The organism is Pedobacter superstes, assembly GCF_037622515.1.
Classification (GTDB): domain Bacteria; phylum Bacteroidota; class Bacteroidia; order Sphingobacteriales; family Sphingobacteriaceae; genus Paradesertivirga; species Paradesertivirga superstes.
In genome coordinates this window covers 30,628-50,275 of sequence record NZ_JBBJCN010000005.1, presented here as the reverse complement: position 1 = coordinate 50,275, position 19,648 = coordinate 30,628, and the positions used below count along the sequence as shown (strand labels likewise).

General features: G+C 36.8%; 19 protein-coding genes. All 19 read right to left on the bottom strand.

Going from position 1 to position 19,648, the window contains the following annotated elements; translation table 11 throughout:
- Positions 1 to 3: 3 nt before the first annotated feature.
- Positions 4 to 1,236 carry an N-acetyl sugar amidotransferase gene (locus WG906_RS14270; protein ID WP_339993418.1) on the bottom strand — a complete coding sequence of 411 codons (1,233 nt, stop codon included), beginning with the start codon at positions 1,234 to 1,236 and terminating at the stop codon, positions 4 to 6.
- A complete protein-coding gene (gene hisH / locus WG906_RS14265) occupies positions 1,236 to 1,892 on the bottom strand; it encodes an imidazole glycerol phosphate synthase subunit HisH (protein ID WP_339993417.1) in 657 nt (218 codons plus the stop codon). Before hisH ends, WG906_RS14270 begins: the two co-directional genes overlap by 1 nt.
- Positions 1,889 to 2,734, bottom strand: coding sequence for an imidazole glycerol phosphate synthase subunit HisF (gene hisF, locus WG906_RS14260; protein ID WP_339993416.1), 846 nt, complete (start codon positions 2,732 to 2,734; stop codon positions 1,889 to 1,891). The genes hisH and hisF overlap by 4 nt, the downstream gene beginning before the upstream one ends.
- Positions 2,734 to 3,420 carry an acylneuraminate cytidylyltransferase family protein gene (locus tag WG906_RS14255; RefSeq protein ID WP_339993415.1) on the bottom strand — a complete coding sequence of 229 codons (687 nt, stop codon included), beginning with the start codon at positions 3,418 to 3,420 and terminating at the stop codon, positions 2,734 to 2,736. Before WG906_RS14255 ends, hisF begins: the two co-directional genes overlap by 1 nt.
- Positions 3,420 to 4,475 (bottom strand): nucleotidyltransferase family protein, encoded by a 1,056-nt coding sequence (locus WG906_RS14250; protein WP_339993414.1) that lies wholly within the window; start codon positions 4,473 to 4,475, stop codon positions 3,420 to 3,422. The genes WG906_RS14255 and WG906_RS14250 overlap by 1 nt, the downstream gene beginning before the upstream one ends.
- Positions 4,468 to 5,580 carry a UDP-N-acetylglucosamine 2-epimerase gene (gene neuC, locus WG906_RS14245; RefSeq protein ID WP_339993413.1) on the bottom strand — a complete coding sequence of 371 codons (1,113 nt, stop codon included), beginning with the start codon at positions 5,578 to 5,580 and terminating at the stop codon, positions 4,468 to 4,470. The genes WG906_RS14250 and neuC overlap by 8 nt, the downstream gene beginning before the upstream one ends.
- Positions 5,577 to 6,593, bottom strand: a complete 1,017-nt coding sequence (gene neuB, locus WG906_RS14240) for an N-acetylneuraminate synthase (protein WP_339993412.1) — start codon at positions 6,591 to 6,593, stop codon at positions 5,577 to 5,579. Before neuB ends, neuC begins: the two co-directional genes overlap by 4 nt.
- 5 nt (positions 6,594 to 6,598) lie before the next feature.
- Positions 6,599 to 7,222, bottom strand: a complete 624-nt coding sequence (locus WG906_RS14235) for an acetyltransferase (RefSeq protein ID WP_339993411.1) — start codon at positions 7,220 to 7,222, stop codon at positions 6,599 to 6,601.
- Complete coding sequence (locus tag WG906_RS14230; RefSeq protein ID WP_339993409.1) at positions 7,219 to 8,370, bottom strand: LegC family aminotransferase; 1,152 nt, start codon at positions 8,368 to 8,370, stop codon at positions 7,219 to 7,221. The genes WG906_RS14235 and WG906_RS14230 overlap by 4 nt, the downstream gene beginning before the upstream one ends.
- Positions 8,371 to 8,376: 6 nt before the next feature.
- On the bottom strand, positions 8,377 to 9,372 hold the full coding sequence (locus WG906_RS14225) for an NAD-dependent 4,6-dehydratase LegB (RefSeq protein ID WP_339993408.1): 996 nt from the start codon (positions 9,370 to 9,372) through the stop codon (positions 8,377 to 8,379).
- Positions 9,362 to 10,768 carry a hypothetical protein gene (locus WG906_RS14220; RefSeq protein WP_339993407.1) on the bottom strand — a complete coding sequence of 469 codons (1,407 nt, stop codon included), beginning with the start codon at positions 10,766 to 10,768 and terminating at the stop codon, positions 9,362 to 9,364. Before WG906_RS14220 ends, WG906_RS14225 begins: the two co-directional genes overlap by 11 nt.
- Entirely contained in the window at positions 10,765 to 12,708 is a 1,944-nt protein-coding gene (locus tag WG906_RS14215; RefSeq protein ID WP_339993406.1) for a transketolase C-terminal domain-containing protein, read from the bottom strand. Before WG906_RS14215 ends, WG906_RS14220 begins: the two co-directional genes overlap by 4 nt.
- A gap of 5 nt (positions 12,709 to 12,713) precedes the next feature.
- Entirely contained in the window at positions 12,714 to 13,460 is a 747-nt protein-coding gene (locus WG906_RS14210) for an acylneuraminate cytidylyltransferase family protein (RefSeq protein ID WP_339993404.1), read from the bottom strand.
- The gene (locus WG906_RS14205) at positions 13,460 to 14,923 is read right to left on the bottom strand and encodes an aldehyde dehydrogenase family protein (protein WP_339993402.1); all 1,464 of its coding nucleotides are present in this window, start codon (positions 14,921 to 14,923) and stop codon (positions 13,460 to 13,462) included. The genes WG906_RS14210 and WG906_RS14205 overlap by 1 nt, the downstream gene beginning before the upstream one ends.
- Entirely contained in the window at positions 14,920 to 15,729 is an 810-nt protein-coding gene (locus WG906_RS14200) for an SDR family oxidoreductase (protein WP_339993401.1), read from the bottom strand. The genes WG906_RS14205 and WG906_RS14200 overlap by 4 nt, the downstream gene beginning before the upstream one ends.
- On the bottom strand, positions 15,726 to 16,250 hold the full coding sequence (locus WG906_RS14195; RefSeq protein ID WP_339993399.1) for a KdsC family phosphatase: 525 nt from the start codon (positions 16,248 to 16,250) through the stop codon (positions 15,726 to 15,728). Before WG906_RS14195 ends, WG906_RS14200 begins: the two co-directional genes overlap by 4 nt.
- A gap of 20 nt (positions 16,251 to 16,270) precedes the next feature.
- The gene (locus WG906_RS14190; protein WP_339993397.1) at positions 16,271 to 17,311 is read right to left on the bottom strand and encodes an N-acetylneuraminate synthase family protein; all 1,041 of its coding nucleotides are present in this window, start codon (positions 17,309 to 17,311) and stop codon (positions 16,271 to 16,273) included.
- A gap of 53 nt (positions 17,312 to 17,364) precedes the next feature.
- Entirely contained in the window at positions 17,365 to 18,027 is a 663-nt protein-coding gene (locus WG906_RS14185; RefSeq protein WP_339993396.1) for an FkbM family methyltransferase, read from the bottom strand.
- A 187-nt stretch (positions 18,028 to 18,214) separates the two neighbouring features.
- Positions 18,215 to 19,636: a lipopolysaccharide biosynthesis protein gene (locus WG906_RS14180; protein ID WP_339993395.1), complete on the bottom strand. Its 1,422-nt coding sequence runs from the start codon at positions 19,634 to 19,636 to the stop codon at positions 18,215 to 18,217.
- Between the last annotated feature and the right edge of the window lie 12 nt (positions 19,637 to 19,648).

The window sequence follows — 19,648 nt, the reverse complement described above, 5'->3', positions numbered from 1 at the left end:
ATTTTAGTCTTCTAAACCTGACTTACTTACGTTGTGACGTAATTTCCATTCGCCTTTATCATCCTTATCCCATAAGTGGGGTGACCTAAATTTATCGCAAAGCTCATGGAAATGCCCAGGCTTCATGCCAATGTACTCCATGATCTCGTTAAAATACCTGTCGGGGAATTCACCATCAAAACGATTTACGAGAGCGACACCTTCTTCACGCGTAATGTGTTTATTTCTTATTTCCTGAGAAGCGTCATAAGATGCGCGCCCAATTCCAAATTTTATGTGGGTGGTATAAAAATGCAAATCATCAATTTTATCATCTATACCACTGTATTTACTGTAGGTTCCTTGAGTTCTAAAAGGCCTGGCCTTAAATCCTGTATTTTCGATTGCATAATAGTAAACTTCTTGAGGAGTCCACTTTAAGTAATAACCCAAATAATGAACTTCTATATTAGCTTTTTCCAATTCTTCAGCTTTTGGAGGCAAAAAGGTTAAAATATCTGATAGCCTTACATCATAGCTATCAATTAGTTCCGGTACAGAAACTCCACCCAAAAAAATATCTTCTAAATGATCGAAGCTATGGTAAGATTTATCCCGTAACGATGTCATATTATCAGCAATAGGATTACCATATTCGGCCTCATTTTCACCGTAGAATACTAAATTAATTCCATGCTTAGCTGCAATTTTTGGCGCCAGATTTTTTTGTCCCAGAATAAACGTCTGAAATGGATGTAGAAGGTTCTCGATTGAAAGCCTGGTTAAAAGCTTCATTACTTTTCCATTTCTATAGAACGAAATATTATCAAACCCGCTATCAAGCCAATTTTTCCAATTTTTAAGTCCATAATCAGTATAAAGAATGGGTGGCCACGTCACCGTTAAAGGATTCATGCCGTATTTATACTTTAAAACGTGAGATTGATAGGCACTATCCTTTCCTCCGCTCCCGGGTACCAAGCAATCATAAGAGCCATCATTCTTTCGGTGCTTATCAAGAAGCTTAATTAATTCTTCTTCACGAGTTTCCCAATTGATACTTTCTTTAATCTCTGCCGTGCGACATGCATCACAAATACCATGTTCATCAAAATTCATGGTAACTTTCTTGCTGTCTTTCGTATGTCTAAATTCAACTGTTGAAGCTGGGCGCTGGTTAGACATAACACATTTTTCGCAAAATTTTACGTCTTGCGGCAAGCCGTAATAAGCTTCAAGATTGCCTTTTTCTGCCATTATAGTAAATTATTAGTTGTAGCCCAATTTTTATAGATAGATAGTCCCTTTTCTGAACTTTTCTCTGGATGAAACTGTGTTGCAAATATATTATTTTCTAAGATGGAAGAACAATATTCAACACCTTCATAATTTGTTTTCGTTAATATGCATGACTCATTTGAGGGCTGCACATAATAAGAATGCACGAAGTACATAAATTCTTGATCACTTAAAGAATTAAGTGGGGTGTTTGCCCAAGCTTGCTTAAAAGCGTAAAGACGATTCCAGGCAATTTGAGGCACCTTAATTTTCTTTTTATCTTTTGATGAAGGAAATTTTTTAATTACTCCTGGGATTAAGTCTAATCCCTTTCCTGAACCGAATTCCTCACTTTCGGTAAATAGTAACTGCAGCCCTAAACAAACCCCAAAAATGGGTTTACCAGCTTTAACAACTTCCTTTATAGGATTAATAAGTTCTAAATTTTCAAGGTTATTCATTGCCTCTATAAAAGCTCCAACCCCTGGCAAAATAAGTGCGTCAGCCTCCAAGATGTCGTTTTTATCGGTACTGATTTTGGTTCCCAAACCAATAGTATCACAGGCTTGCTTTACACTAAACAGATTACCCAACCGATAATCGATAATAGTTACTTTTTTAGCTTTACTCATCATATCCTACAATCAATATTATTCGACTTTAATATATTCTTTACCTCAGAAATACTACAGGGCTCAAAAATATGATAACTTCTTTTTTGTTTCAAAAACTCCACATTTCCCTCCAGACTAGAAACTTCTGATTCATTTTCTCTTATAAAATGATAATGCAATAAAGAAGAGAGGGCAACAGCATCTGCAAATCCATCATTAAATACAGAGGTAACGTGCTCCGCTTTAGCAGCGCCCCCATGGGCTATTACAGGAATGCTTACCAGAGAACTAATTCTAGATATAAGTTCCAAATCAAATCCTTCACCTGTTCCTTCCCTATCTACTGAAGTTATCACTAACTCGCCTGCACCTAGTTCATCTGCCTTTTGCGCCCATTCAAGAACATCAACCCCAGTGTACTCCCTGCCATTATCTGTATATGCAAGATAACGTCCATCTGTTTCCTTGATTGCCTCAATAGCGATGACAATTGTAGATGAGCCAAACATTCTTGACGCCTCCTTAACCAACTGATGGTTATTTATTGCGGCGGTATTTAAACAAACTTTATCGGCACCAGCTCTTAAAACTTCTTTAATGTCTGAGATACTCCGAAGACCGCCACCCACTGTAATAGGAATAAAGATGCTCTTGGCGGTTTCAGATATAATATCATGTAAACTATTACGCTCGTATAATGAGGCAACTACATCCATAAATATCAGCTCGTCGGCACCTTGTTCATAATAATACTTCGCAAAATCAGAAGGCTTACCCAAAACTCTTAATCCTTCTAGGTGAATGCCTTTTACAAGATTTGGTCCTTTAATATCTAAACGGGGGATAATTCTTACTGTCTTCATTAATTATATGCGTTGGAAAAATATTCTGCTAAGACCCAGTCTGCCATGGTATCTATATCAATACTTCGATTTTCAGGCATTAGCACTTTTTTTACCTTTTTAAAAGTACTTAGTGGAGCAACTTCCAATGACGAAACTCTTATTAAATAAATTGAGCCGTTGTATGTATACACTTGAGGGCAGTCTTGCCTACGTTGAAATTCCCCTCGTTTTGATTTTTCCAAATATCCGAATTCATTCTCCTCGAAGATCGTGAAATAAGGATTTTCTTTCGACTCTTTAACCGTTACCACCATATCACATTCTAGATCAAATGTATCTATAACAGCTTTATGATCTGATGAATTTCTAAACGGTGAGGTAGGCTGTAATAGCATGACAGCTTCGAATTCTTTACCATTTCCCTTGTAATAATTCAAAGCGTGTAATAAAACATCGTAGGTATTAGCTATATCAGAGGCAAGGTGTTCAGGTCTTTTAAATGGAATTTCAATGCCTCTTTGTTTTGCTATAGCTATTACATCATCATCATTAGTTGTAATACATATTTCAGCATCTAGGTCCATGTTTTGCAAGGCAAAATCAATGGAATAACTAATTAGAGGTTTGTTATTTAACAGCTTGATATTCTTTCCCGGAAGACCCTTAGACCCCTTTCTCGCGGGGATAACGTATAGCACTCTCATTATAATCTAATATGCTTTATATCTTCCTGTGCTTTGGTAAAATCACTGTATTTGCCAATATCCAGCCAATAACTTAACAGAGGATAATGAACTAAACTTTCTTTCTCTTTTTGAATAAGAAGATCCATCATATCGGTCGCATTATAATAATCGCCTTTTTTGAACAGATTTCTTAATTCAAATTTCATTAAATAAATTCCACCGTTTGAATAATACGTGTATCGCGGCTTTTCTTTAAAGGCTGAAACGTGATGGTCATTAGTTTCCAAAACAGCATATGGGATATTTACCTCGTAAGGGATGCTTGCAAGTGCCATACTGGCATTTTGATCTTTATAAAACTGATAAAAATCCTCGAAATCAATATTTGTTAAAAGATCTGAATTCATCACCAATATATCATGGTATCCCGATTTGCTTATTAAAGATAAAGCTCCCAGCGTTCCTAAGCCTTCAGTTTCTTCTATATAAGAAATACTTACTCCTTTAGGTGAACCATCACCAAAATAGTCCATTATCTGCCGCTTTAAATATTTAACACTAATAAAAATCTCTTTTATGCCATATGAGATAAGACGGTCTATATTATGCTCAAGAATAGGCTTGCTGCCTACTTTAAGCATAGGTTTAGGTTGCGTATCGGTTAAGGGCTTTAGTCGCTCTCCTCTGCCTCCTGCCATAATTAACGCGGCAACAGGAATAACAGTCTTGGTTATTTTAAGATCTAAAACTTCCAATAAATAAAACTCGTCGTCGACTAGAGGTATTAAACTAATATCGGCCTCTCTGAAGGACTTTATTCGATCGATATTATTGTTTGACTCTTTTAAATACTTAAAATTAGTGTTCATAAAAGACTCGATTGAATACGAAATTTCCAGCCCTTTTAAAAGGCCTCTCCTGATATCACCATCCGTTAACGAGCCTACCAGTTTGTTTGTATCATTAATTACAAATAATGTTCTACTGACACTATCCTTCAAGATATCTAATGCACGCAAAGCTGCCCGTGCTTCCTGGTTTACTTTAACAATATGCTGCCGGTTATTATTCATGACCTGTTTTTAAAATATTTATTATAGCATCTGTTGCACCCGCTTTATAATATATATTGCCGCCTAAATATTCCGGAGTATTTTCAATGGCTGCAATAGACACATCTATTGCTCCTGAGGTTATATCTGTTTGAATTACATTGTTTCCACAGGCTCTGCCATGTTGCCGCTCCCCTAAATTGATAACATATTTACCAAAGGAAGCTGCTTCTATTATCCCACTAGATGTATTTCCCAGTAAGAAATTGCTGTGCTTCATAACGGTGAAATAACTTTGAGTACCTAAATTCTCAATAAGAAATACGTTTTTCAGACCAGAAAATCTCTCTTTGAATATCTCTCTAATGCTGTTACCGCTAGTGTCAACATTAGGCATCGTAATTATAAACTGATATTTTTTGGATGCTTCTATTATCGAATAAGATAGCTCTTCAGCATACTTAATATTAAGATCTACATTAATAGTTTCCGGATGGAACGTTGTAAGAACCGTAGGTACGGTTAAGTCAATGCCCCATTTAGCTTTAAACTCTTCAATGCTTAATAACCGAATTGTTAATAAATTATCTAAGCTCAAAGCACCTACATGATATATATGATTTGGTTCATCAATCATTTCCTCGATACGTCTCTTATACTGTTCTGTAGACGTAAAATGAATCATCGATGCATGGGAAAGCGCATGTCTAAAAACATTATCAATAGCACCTAAAGTTTTCTCTCCACCATGTAAATGGGCAAATTTAACTTGAAAAGGAACACTTGCCATAACAGCAGCAAACATTTCATACCTATCTCCTAAGCAAAATACAAGGTCAAAGTTCTTATAATGTTCTTTCCAGAATGTAGAAAACTTCATCATGGTTAAGCTCATCGCTGTCGCAATGCCCTCTTTGCTGTCAGAAACCAGCATGGACTCGATGGTGTAATTTACAGTGAACCCCTCTTCTTCAATTTGACGGATGGTATAGCCATGGAAATGAGATAAATGAGTTCCAAAAGCAATGATTTCCAGATCAAAAAAGGCATCTTTTTGCAATTCCTTTAGTAAAGGAAGATAGATGCTAAAATCTGCTCGCGAGCTTGTTAATACACCTATTTTCATTCCAAATCCTCAAATCTTAGTTTACTACCTGCAGCTAAGTCCTTATTTACAGTCTTACCAATAACTTCCCTCAATCTCATTGGAGAGATTCCATTACCTGGCCTAAGCATAATTAAATCAGATTCCTTTAAGGAATCACCTTGGGTTAAACTTTTAATCAAATGAATACTTTTTCTTGCAATTTCTATATTCTTTTTTTCAGAAGAGCTGGGTTCTTTAACTGATGACCCTAATGCGCTTTCGATATTCCGGATAGCTGTAACCATTGCCTTCAATTCATCTGGTTCTAACGAGGCACTATGATCCGGGCCCGGTGAAGTTCGATCTAAGGTAAAATGTTTCTCTATCACGTTAGCGCCCAACGCTACTGCAGCAATCGGCACCTCAATGCCTAAAGTATGATCTGAATAGCCAATATTTACACCGAACCTATTTTTAATGCTTTCCATGGCCATTAAGTTTACATCCTGATAGGGAGTAGGATAGTCTGTATTGCAGTGTAAAACTGTTATACGAGTATTTAATTTTGCATTTGATTGAAGAACTGTTAATGCTTCGCCAATTTCTAACATATTACTCATTCCCGTTGAAAGAATAATTTCTTCTGCAAGGTGAGCAACTTTTTCAAGATAAGGTAAATTAGTAATTTCTCCGGAGGGGATTTTAAAGAGTCTGATTCCAAGTTTGTATAAAAAGTCAAGGCTCTCGAGGTCGAATGCCGTTGATAAAAAATTTATTCCCTTTTTGGAACAATACTTCACCAAAACATTATGATCCTCTTCAGTTAACTCTAGCTTTTTAAGCATCTGAAGTTGTGTTTCTTCAATTCCGGTATTATTATTTTGATATTCTGCTTTCTGAGCAGCGGGGCTAACTAACTTATCAGCCTTAAATGTCTGGAACTTAACAAAGTCAACGCCTGCTCTGGCTGCAGCATCAATAAGCACTTTAGCTGTTTTAAGATTGCCGTTGTGATTGACACCTGCTTCTGCTATGATTAATGTTCTTCTCATAAATGTCAAATATTAATGGGGTTAGCAGGGTTCCCAGCAACTATTTCTCCGCTATCAATATTTTTAGTTACAACTGCACCAGCACCAATAATTACATTGTCGCTTATTTTTATTCCTGGTTTAATCACGGCATTTGCGCCTATAAAACTATTATTTCCAATACTTACATTTCCTGTCAATACTGCACCTGGGGCTATATGAACATAATCGCCTATCTGGCATTCATGCTCAATTATGGAAGACGAATTACAAATTATACCTTTTCCCAAACGAGCACATGAATTTATTACTACGCCTGGCATAACTACATTGGCCCCTTGCATTGTTACGGTATCTGAAACTATAGCTGAAGGATGAATCAGACTTGGCAGATGGCTTCCCTTCTCAAGTAAGTTCTCAATAATTGATTTCCTTATTGCATTATCTCCAATAGCTATAAAAATATCTACATGCTTGATTGAATTATATACTTCATAATTATTTTCTGAACCTAGATAAACAAGTTTATAAGGGTTCTCTATAATGACACGGTTTTCGCAATATCCTTTTATTGAATATTTATTCGCTAAGAGTAGGTCCAATACCACATAAGCGTGACCAGAATATCCTATAATTACTGCCTCTTTCACAACCTTACACTGCTTGGAATATTAACTAATCTGTCTGCAATCCATTCACTATTGCTCAGATTTCCTCTTTCAGCTTTTGAAAACATCGGTAAACGATGCATCAGCTCCCAGCAAGGCCTAGTCATTACCCCATTATTATTTGAAAATTTTAAAAACGCCTCGCGTTGGTCCTTGTCATTTAAAAGAATAGCGTTCAACCAGTAATTCGCCTTTGAACTCTCGACCTCTTCAATTAGAGTAATATTTATAGATTTAAAATACTCTTTATAAAAAGACGCGAGCTCTCTTTTATTATCCACAAAGGTATCCAGTTGTTCGAGTTGAGCACAAGCTAATGCAGCATTTAAATTGGGCATGCGATAGTTATATCCAATTTCGTCATGAATAAAGGCCCATGGATGCGTTTGCTTAGCCTGAGTAGTTAAATGTTTTGCCCTATTAGCTATTGCAACGTCATCGGTCACAATCGCTCCTCCGCCCCCTGAAGTAATTGTTTTATTCCCGTTAAAACTAAACGTCCCTATTAATCCAAATGTCCCTGTATGTTTCTCTTTGTAATAACTTCCTAAAGACTCTGCAGCATCTTCAATCAAACTAATATTCCACTTTTCACAAAGAGTGAAAAGCTCATCTACACGACATGGAAAACCGAATGTATGCATAGGTATGCATGCTTTTATTCTTTTACCCGTATGTCGATTATAAGTAAAACCGTCTGATCTAAGTAGCGCATTATCCTCTAAAAAAGCTTCGACAGCATTTGGAGACAGGCCGAGTGTATCATTATCAACGTCGATGAAAACCGGACTAGCTCCCATGTATGAAATAGCATTTGCAGTTGCTATAAAGGTTAAGCTTTGAGTTAGTACTTCATCATGCGCAATAACATCTGCAAGAATTAAAGCCATGTGTAATGCATTGGTACCATTTACTATTGCTACCGCATATTTAGCGCCTGTTATATCACACATCATTTCCTCAAACTTATTTACATAGGCTCCTACAGACGAAACAAAAGTAGATTCAATTGTATCAAGCACGTACTTTTTTTCATTCCCCTTAAAAACTGGGGCATGTAAAGGAATAAAGTCTTTCCCAGGAAACTGGCTTTTGATTGTATCTGTAATATTTTGGAATAGTGAGCCCATCTTGAGTTAGATATTATAAATTCCTGCCTTATATTGCTTTAAATTTTCAGGATTTTTAAACCACTTTATAGTTTCAGCGAGCCCTGTTGCTAAAGTATGTTTAGGTTGCCAGTTGGTGTATTGTTTTATTTTTTCATTTGACCCATACAAACGGAAAACTTCAGATTTTACAGGTCGGATTCGCTGTTCATCAGAAACAATCCGGGCTTTAGGGTTTATTTGACGGACCAATTCCTGGGCCAATTCTGCTACCGATATTTCAGTTTGAGTAGCTATATTGCATTCATGTCCAATCAGTTCATCACATTTCGCTATGGCTAGGAAACCATCAACTGTATCTTGCACGTATAAAAGATCACGTGTAGGAGTTAAATCTCCTAACTTTACTTCTTCGATATTATTTAGCAGTTGCGTGATAATGGTAGGTATGACTGCCCGTGCAGATTGTCTTGGACCAAACGTATTAAAAGGTCGAACAATAGTTAAGGGTAAATCAAAACTCCTATAAAATGAATCAGCTATACAATCTGCACCTATTTTAGATGCCGAATACGGAGATTGTGGCTGGCGAGGATGCTTTTCGTCTATAGGAATATATAGAGCGGTTCCGTAAACCTCTGATGTCGAAGTTACAATAACCCTACTAACTTTTAAGTCTTTAGCCGCTTGAATAATGTTTAGAGTGCCCTTTACATTAGTATCTATATATGAATCTGGTGAATGATAACTGAAAGGGATAGCTATAAGAGCTGCAAGATGAAAAACCACATCAACTCCTTTCATGGCTTTACGCACTCCATTAGGGTCCCTTATGTCACCAGCAAAGACTTCTATCTTATCTTTTATTTCAGGTGATAATGTATCAAGCCAGCCCCACGAGTTAAAAGAATTATAGTAAACAAAAGCACGAACACTATATCCTTCATTTATTAATGTTTCTGTAAGGTGAGAGCCAATAAAGCCATCAGCCCCGGTTATAAGAATTAGTTTGTTAGTGAGCATCTTTTGTTATAATATTTTCAACTATTGACTTCAACTTATCTTTATATTCCATATTCTGGTCATGAGACAAGTAATATTCCCTTTGATCATCCACCTTCTTTGAATTGATATCGCCACGTTCATTCCACTGTTCTATAAACTGAGAAGGAAAATCCTGTAATTCAGTACAGAACTTAATTGCCTCTACGTTTTCAAGACCTTTAAAATGGACATAGTATTTTAGTACATTATGAGGACTGGTTAAATTTATGCCATCGTCGTATGCTAAGGCAAAATATGGTTTCTTGAAAATTAATGTCTCTATGAGCATGGAAGTAAGTCCTCCCATTACAAATTCAGAGTTTTTAATAAGAGATGGGTAATAATCAAGAGATGGTTGTATGGCATAACTTGCATCTTTCTTTAAATAAGCATCTTTCAGTTGTGGGTCAATAACTAGGTGAGGTAAATCTTTATCTGCTATTGAGTCCTTACTATGTCTCCAAGGATGGGGGCGATACAGTAATTTAACACCTGAAAAGATATGCTGATTATCTTCCATAACCTGATTGATTTTTGTAATAATCCCTGCTTCATCAAAGGCTACCGCCGTGCCTACAAATAATATGTATCTAAAATTGAAGGAAGATGGAAGGTCCCTGTCACGATCTTTAAAATAATGGTTAAACCGTGGTGTGCCCAATATGAAAATATTCGATTTCTCAATACCTTGAATTTCGGTAGCATGCTCTAAGCTCTGTTGTGACCAAACTCCCAGATAATCTGGCTTTTCAAATAAGATTGATTTACTTGAAAGGTTGTCCCAATTATCAATTAGAAAGAGTGACGGTATGTGGAATTTCCTGCAAGCCTGAACAATATCCACCCCAATTGGATCGTAGGCTGATGATGGAAATAGAACAATATCAATCTTATTCTTTTCAATAGCTGATAGAAGTAAGGGGTTTATTAAATGCAGTTTTTTAAACTTGCTCTCATAATAGTTAAAAAAAGGTGTGCGAGAAAAAATCCTAACTTTGGATTTTTCTTTGAACTTTCTTAAAAAGTCAAACTTCAGCTTTACACTTTCTGATAAAATTAATTTAATTGTATTATAAAAAGATTCAGGCTTATAATATGTTCTATATGTACGAAATTTAAATGAGCTACATTGATTTCGATTTTTATACATCAAAACATTAAAGTAACTATAAGACCTTCCCTTTTGCTTGGGATCTTCGGTGTAGAACCCTAAAAAGTTGGGTTTGTTAATTAACTGCTCTCTTATAGTAATTTGGTCTGAACCTAAAAAGTAACAATCGTATTCGCTTTCCAAAGCCCGCAATGCATCACTTTGTATATAATTTCTTATATACTCATTACCGGTAATAACGACTAATATTTTACTTTTAATCATTTCAGATTTTTAATCACTTCCACCAGAGATTCACTATCCAGACCATGTGCCTTTAGAACTTCAGAATTTAAGCCAGACTTAGGTAATCCGCTGATGCCCAGCATCGTTATGTTTCTATCTTTAGTAAGTTTATTCATTAAAATTACTTTGGCAATTTTTTCACCAAAACCACCCTCTAAATAATGGTTTTCGACAATGACCAATGGGCCCAAATCATTTGTCAATACACTTTTCAACCATGCTACATCACAGGCGTTTGCCCATGGCGTTGCTATAACCTTACATTCTATTCCATGTTCTGAGCTTAATTTTTGGGCTGCTTTTAACGCTTCAATAGTAACAATCGGACCAAGTGTTAAAAATGTAGTATCTCCTCCTTTTCTTAAAAGATTTCCTTTACCTATTTCCAGAGTTTTTATCTGATTAAATTCCTCCCTACTTTCAATAGGTATTGATGCCAATCGAAGGTAAGAGCTAGCTTCATTGGATCTTATAGCCCAATTAAGAGCTAGATTGACTTGGAATGGAGAGACTGGTTCTATAATTGTAATATCCGGCATAGCCGACATAGCCGCTATATCTCTTACCGCCTGATGCGAACTTCCAGGGCCACCAGGCAAAACACCTGCTAAAGACCCAACATACACTACCTTACCGCCCTGAGTGCAATTATTGTAAATTTGTTCTGATGCTCTGCTCGTTAAAAAGCAGGCAAAAGAATGCACAACAGGAATAAGTCCGCTAAGCGCCATTGTTCCCGCTTGTGAAACCATATCCTGCTCAGCTATTCCACACTCAATAAAACGTTTTGGGAACTCATTTTTAAACGGAATAAGGCCAGTATCTAAAACAAGGTCCGCATCTAAGGCAACTACCTTAGGGTTGCTTCGAGCTATATTTAATAGCGCTTCCGAATAAACCGGAATCATTCGCTCAGCTCCAGAAGGTAATTTTAATGGTTCAAACTCAACCGATAATGTCTCTGGTAATGAAATATTAAGCGCTTCAGCCTGAGTGTTAATACTTTGCTTTAACTCATTAGCAGCCTTGACATAATCTTCCGGACTTGGTGCACCAGAGTGGTACCGATAATATTCTTCATTTTTCTGCATAGAAGTATGTTCCATAAACGAAACACCTTTGCCTTTAATCGTATCAGCAATTATTGCTAATGGCTTACCTTCAGAACCCGGAGAACCAAGTAAAGTATTAAGAGAATCATAGTTATGACCGTCAATACGATGAACGTCCCAACCAAAGGCCTTAAACTTAGCCTCTAAATCTCCCAGATCACTAACATTTGCAACAAAGGTGTCTGATTGTATTTTATTATGATCTACAATCACGGTTAATTTACCGTTTCTAAACTTTGAGGCCGAGACAAGTGATTCCCAAAACTGGCCTTCCTGGAGTTCTCCATCACCAGTTAACACAAAAACACTACCTTCGACATTTCCTAACACCTCGTTTGCATACAAGAAGCCCTTAGCCTTTGATACTCCCATGCCTAAAGAGCCTGTATTTGTATGTGCACCGGGTGTTTTAGTATCAGGATGACCTGGCAATCCTCCCAGTCGTCGGAGAGCATGAATTTTTTCCATAGGAAGTACTCCCAGAGCCGTATGAACAGCATACAACGCGGGGGCATCATGGCCCTTTGATGAAAAATATCGATCTTCCGCTTTTAATACATTTAAATAAAGCCAGCTTACTATATCTAAACTTGAAAAGCTCCCTCCTAAATGCCCTGAACCGGCTTTTGCAATCATGTATAGGGTGTTAAACCTGGCCATTTGCGCGAATATTTGTGTTTTCTCTTTTGGAGGAACATCAGATTTTATCAAAATATCGAATGCCTCTTTTCCATAGTGAGACAGTGATACTCCTTTTGTAGATGATTCAATTGCCTCAGAAATACTATATGTTATTTGTTCGCCCATTACAATTATAATATGATTGGTTTAATTTTAATTTCCGGTAAAGTCGCTAAGTCTAACTCCAAAAGACGTTCAGCTCTCCACCAGTCGAATTCATTATTAACGTCAAGTCCCTCTTCCTCGGTAGTGATAAACGGGCACAAAACATTGCCCGCTATTGAGTGCTGTTCAAAAACAACCCGGGTCCATGCTATTTCAAGACTCGCATTTTGAACATATACATCAGGTAAGGCTGCGTACTGGCTACTATGCCAAGGCTGTTCTGAAGGGCTTAAAGGCATTAAAGGAGTCATGTAAGCTCCACGAACAACCCACATTTTACCTGGGTGCTGACTACATTTTTCAACGGCACGTAAGGAATGTACTTCGGGTTGCGCTAAAAACTGTTTCATGGCCCGTTGGATAGTCTCTGCCTTTCTAAAGGGACTTGTGGGCCGTAAAATACTAAATATATCATAAGCCCGCTCGTGCTTGTTCATAAAATCAAGAATCCATTCCACCCATTCTATATCTGGAGATTTGGCTCCTGAAATACTCGTGCTACGTAACATCGGCACTTCTGCTCCATAATATCTGGCTATTTTAGCATACTCTTCACTATCCGTAGCACATATTACTGCATCGAAAACACCACTATCAATTGCAGAGCGTATAGAATAAGCAAGAATAGGGTGTCCTCCTAAAAACCGGATGTTTTTATCTTTAATACGTTGCGAACCTGAACGCGCTGGAATAAGTGCAATAGACTTTTTCATTAGATTGCTGATTCTCTCACCAGGAAAGAAATATTTTTGAGTTCGCTATAAACATCAAGCGCCTCAACTCCAGGCTCTCTTGTTCCATTTCCAGAAGCTCCCATGCCACCAAATGGCATATGTGCTTCACTTCCAAAGGTTCCTATATTAATATTGACTACTCCTGATCTTACCCGTTGAGCAAACCACATCGCGCGGTCAACATTTTTTGTATGAATAGCTGCAGTAAGTCCATACTCAGTAGAATTAGCTAATTTTAAGGCATGTGCTATACTTGAAACACGATGCAGGGTTGCTACAGGACCAAATACTTCTTTGGTTGATAATTCGTCTTCCTCTGTTAAGCCATCGATTAGGGTTGGTTCTATATAAAATCCATTTTTTAAAGAAATCTCTTGAGGAGCTTTACCTCCAACTAAAACTTTTCCTCCTCCATTTTTTGCTCTTTCTATAGCAGCAAGAATAGCCTTCTGCTGCCTGGAGTTTATAACCGGCCCCAAATTGCATCCTTCTGTTACACCAAGTTTTAGTGTTTTGGTTTTTTCAACCAGTTTGTCTACAAACTGGTCATAAATGTTTTCAAATATCAAAATACGACTACCTGCTGCGCAACGCTGCCCTGCATTGCTAAAGGCACTTAAAACAGCCCATTGTACTGCTGCATCAAGATCCGCATCATCACAAACAACAAATGGATTTTTTCCGCCCAATTCTAACGAGACACGTGCTAAACGCTCACCGCCGGTTTTTGCAATCCATCGCCCTGTTGAAGTTGACCCTGTAAAACTAATTATAGATATCGAAGTGCTCTCTACAATGCCAACACCTACCGAATCACCTTTTCCCTGAAGAACATTAAATACTCCATCCGGAAGCCCAGCTTCTTTAGATAATTCAGCAATTCTCAAGGCGGTTTCGGGAGCATCCTCGGATGCCTTTAAAATAACCGAATTACCACAAATTAACGCTGGAAATAGCTTCCAAGCAATATTGGCAATCGGAGTATTAGCCGGAACTATTAATCCTGCAATTCCGATCGGCTGGCGTACTGTATGTGAATATTTACCTGGCATGCCTGATGTCAAAGAACGTCCATATAGACGCATTCCTTCGCCGGCAAAATACTTACCTTGCAAAATAGAAGCATTCACTTCCCCAATTGCATCATTTAAGGGCTTACCAGTTTCGATAGCTACTATAGATGCCAAATCATTCTTGGTTTGTTCCATTAGCTTTACCAGTTCGCTTAAAATCCTTCCGCGTTCTATTGGTGTAACAACAGACCAAATATTAAAGCCCTTTTGAGCTGCTATTACAGCGAGTTTAACATCCTCAGCAGTAGAATTTACGAGTGAAGAATATTTATGCCCGGTAGCAGGGTTGTATTTATCAAGGAACTCCTTGTTTTCGACGGACTGTATCTGACCGTCAATCCAATTAGAAATAATTTTATCTGATATCATATGGCAGTCCACCCTCCATCAATCGTCATTTGAGAACCAGTCATATACTTTGACGCATTGCTGGCTAAAAAAACTAAAGCCCCATTATATTCGTCATGATTGGCCATTCTACCTATTGGAATTCTTTGGCAATAAGCGTTCAAAAAACCTTCTTCCTGTCCATTAAAAACCCCCGCAATTACCAAGGTATTTACACGAACTCTCTTTTTGGCCCAGTAAACTGCCAGATAACGACTTAAATTAATTAAAGCAGATTTTGATGCTGCATAAGCTACAGGCTTAAAAAAGACTTCTCCCCTTTCACGTTTGTATTCATACAAGCTCTGATCGGGTGCAACTACACCATATATAGATGAGATATTGATAATTGAACCGCGTAGATTATTTGCCATTAAAGAACCAAAAACTTTGCAGGCCAAAAATACTCCTTTGACGTTTACATTCATAACTTTATCCCAAGAAGTTTCCGGATAATCCTCAAAAGGCCCTGTCTCTTCCAGTGGCGCTTCGGGTGGCGAATCAATAGCCGCATTGTTTATTAAAACAGTAGGGCAACCATAGATATCCTGAATTTCTACAGCGGCGCGTTTTAAGCTTTCGCTATCGGTGATATCACATTTTATAAAGGTAAAGCTATCTTTGTATTGTTCAGAAAGCTCAATGATTAAATCATTCCCCCTTAAATCCAAACCGATTACTTTAGCTTCTTTATGAAGAAAAGCTTTTGAATATTCCAGACCTAATTGCCCCGAAGCACCAGTAATAATTACAATTTCCTCAGAAATATCAAAAAGATTTTCCCTCATACTTCTTCAAGATTAGAACTAGTATTAGAAGAAACCGCTGAAGATAAAGTTTGGTAATCATTATAAATCAAATCACATATTTCTCTTACAGCTCCATATCCGCCAGGCTTACTCAACTGAAATTTCACATAGGGCTTTACTTCGTCATAACAATCCGCTACTGCGATAGCGAAACCCACTTCTTTAAATGCAGCTATATCGTTTATGTCATTCCCAACAAAAGCGGTTTTAGATAAATCTACATTATTATCTTTAGTCCATTTGAGAATTGCTTCAGCTTTGTCACATATTCCCTGAAAGCATTCCACTTTTAACTTTTTAGCTCGAACACTTACAACTGGGTTAACTTCAGTGGATATTATCAATAATTTTAAACCAAGAGCTCTTAATCTGTCAAGGCCTAGACCATCACTTCTCCAGCAGCGAACTGATTCGATACCATTCTGATCAACAACTACAGTGTTATCAGTAAACACCCCATCAAAATCAAATACAATTGATTGTATATGTTTAAATTTCATTTTTAATAGTTGACTTGTATTTAAATAAAGTTTTCAAATAGTAGGTTTTCATCCTCATTAATGTCAACTTTAAGCACTTTACCAATGATATTCTCCAATTCATACGGTGGTAAGCCTCCTCCCGGAGATTTTATCGCAATATCTACCTCGCTAAGAGCATGACCAGCCTTTAAATTTGTTTTAGCTACTAAAGATTTTGCCATTTTCTTTAACGGTCTTTTCTCACTTTCAAGTAACTGTTTATCAGAGCTACCAAGCAATATGGGTATACGGTTTAGGTTTCTAATTAGCTTTCGAAGTCCTTCCGGTTCCAGTGAGAATGATTGGTCAGTTCCTTTCCAAGCTCTATTTAAGGTGAAATGCTTTTCGAAGACGCGAGCCCCTAGCATATATCCAACAGAAGCAGCATCAATACCATTCTCGTGATCTGAAAGACCGATGATAATATCAGGAAACAACCGTTTCAGCTCTGGGATGACGTTGAGATTCATATCTTCAACATCGGCAGGATATGATGCGGTACAATGAAAAACTATTAACTCCCGATTGTGCTCTATAATTGTCTCCACAGCTCTCTTTATATCATTAAAAGTGCCTCCTCCAGTACTTAGAAAAACGGGCTTCCCGAGTTTAGCAATCCTACGTTGTAAGGGCGTATTAAGCAGGTCGCCTGACGCAATTTTAAATGCTGGCATACCTAAATTAATTAGGAAATCCAGACTCTCAAAATCGAAAGCAGTAGCAAAAAAATAAATGTTAATCTGTTTAGCGTAATCGATTAATTCTAGATATTGCTCCTTATTAAATTCTAGTGCCTCCCGGTGTTCCCCATAAATTGAAGCATAGCTGTTTTCACTATTATATGGCTCATTATATAAGCTTTTAGTGTATAAAGTTTTATTATTCCTTTTTTGCAACTTCACTGCATGAGCGCCAGCCTCTTTCGCTGCTAAAAACATTGACTTACAGATCTCTACCTTCCCTTGATGGTTATGACCGATTTCTGCGATCACAAAAACATTGTTCGGATTTGCGACCAAATTTTCTAAGATATTTTTCATCTTTAAATTTCTATTTTGTACTATTTTAGGTTTTGTTAAATTAATTCATATAGTTATACTTTTCTTTCAAAAACATAATCAAAAATTTCACTATTCCCATGTTGATATTTGTCTTTGAATATTAACCCATGATCTTCCAGGAAAGATGTCATTTCTTTAATAGGCTGATTTAGCTCATCCATTTCAATCTGCAAGCTTAATAACTTTTCGCTCTTTAAAACATTTGAAGCGCCTTTAAGAACCTTAAATTCTGGGCCATCAACGTCGATTTTAATAATGGTGGGCGGCAACAAATTAAATTCCTTTACAAGTGAATCTAATGTTTGGGTACGAATCAAATAATTAAACACCGTTTCGTCGCTATTTGCTAATATTTCTGTATCTGATAATCCCATATGCATTGCTACTCCACCGCTAAAACTATTTAGTCCGAACGGAACAACCGAATTTGAATCACTTAAAGCCACATTTATAGGGATAACCTTTTCTTCTAATTTATTTAATTGCACATTCTGACATAATTCTATAAAAGTGCTTGGAACTGGTTCAAATGCATATACCTTTCCATATGCATTCAGTCTGCTTCCTCCAATTAACGAATACGCACCCGTATTTGCCCCAATGTCATAAAAGACTCCCGATTCTGATAAATTGGATGTAACCCAGCTAACCGTCCCAGGCTCCTTTTGGCAGGAGTATAATCTTTGGTAACTCACAGTCGAGCTAATTATCATTCGAATTTTCGAATGAGAATAATCGAGATAGTCAACTATCTTTTGAGATATAAGCAAAATCTTGACCCTCTGCGGGACTATTCCCCAAAGAGAATTAATCAATTTATAACCAGCGTCTTGTAACATTAATTTAACTTTATGCATTAGCTTTATTCAATTTATGCGATGTCTATATAATTAATTTCCAGTGCCGTTTTAAAATTAAAAAGCAGGAAAGAGTGAAACTTAAGATCAAAAAAAACTCTGTATAAATACTGTTCATATCCATTTTCGAGAGTGCTATGTCGATTAGAATTATCAAAAGGCTTACTCCTGAAATAAAAAATAAAAACCAAAAATCATTATCCCAATTATACAATTTTTTGGATAAGACTAAAGAGACATATAAGTATCCGACTCCGGCAATAACCTTTGCGATTATGAGTCCAAATAATGACATAAATGGGACTAATATGGGCGAAAACACTAAAAACAATAAGGAACTTGCCAAGGGTGGATAAATAAGATACTTAGTATTTTTAGACAAGTAAATTCCAGGAGCATAATACATATATAGACTGGGAATTAATAAAGAAAAGCAAACCCAGGGCAAATAGTCAATTATTGGAAAATACTCTTTATTCCCAATTAAAACGATCAGATTGTCGGCAAATAAGCTAATTATAACAAAGCCAAAAAACATCGGAACGATATAAAATGGAATAGTCTTTTTTACAATATTGGTTCCATTTTCTTCTTCAGCGGCTGTTTTAATCAGAAAAGGAACGTAAGACAATTTAAGTATGTTATGAATATTAGTATACAGTGCCCCGAATTTTAAACTTATAGAATATATCCCTAATAATTTCACGTTTAGTAGTAACTGTAAAAGATAACGATCTCCCTGACTTGAAATCGAGGTTACTATTTCGGGAAACACAAAATTAAATGAAAAAGCCAACGGTTCTTTAACATACTTCCAACGCAATGTAGGCTTAGCTAAAAGGAGCATTATAATGGTGTAGGCAATTATAAGGACAATTTTACTTAAAATCATTGCATAAAGATATCCAATGACACCCATATTATAAGCGAAAACAAAGATTAGAGCTGTCGCATTTGTAATAAAAAATGATATTATATTGAATCCAGAATACAAATACGGTCTTTGAAGCACTCTAAATACAACTGTAGGAATTCGGTCAAAAGGTGTTAGAAAAGAAATGATCAATCCTATAAATATATAGGGATAGAAGTCGATGTCTGGGAAAAGACTATCACTGAAAAAATAAACTATTGCAAAAAACAAAGGAAACATCAATATTATGGCCCCCCAACTCGTCAACCATAAACTTCCCAATGCAAATTTTCGCTCATTAGTATTCCATTCGTAATAGTAGCGAGTTATCCCTTGCTCAATATTTAACCCAAGAAAAATACCCAAAATCCCCGATAGTAGGTCAGTTACTGCGATGATGCCATAGTCAGACAAAGATAACTTAGACCAATAAATCGGTATAATCAAAAAAGAGCCAAAACCGGTTACTAAAGTTGATACCAAGTAAATCAGGGTACTTTTAGATTCAGATTTCAAGAGCTTCCTAAAATCCATTATCTAATGTTT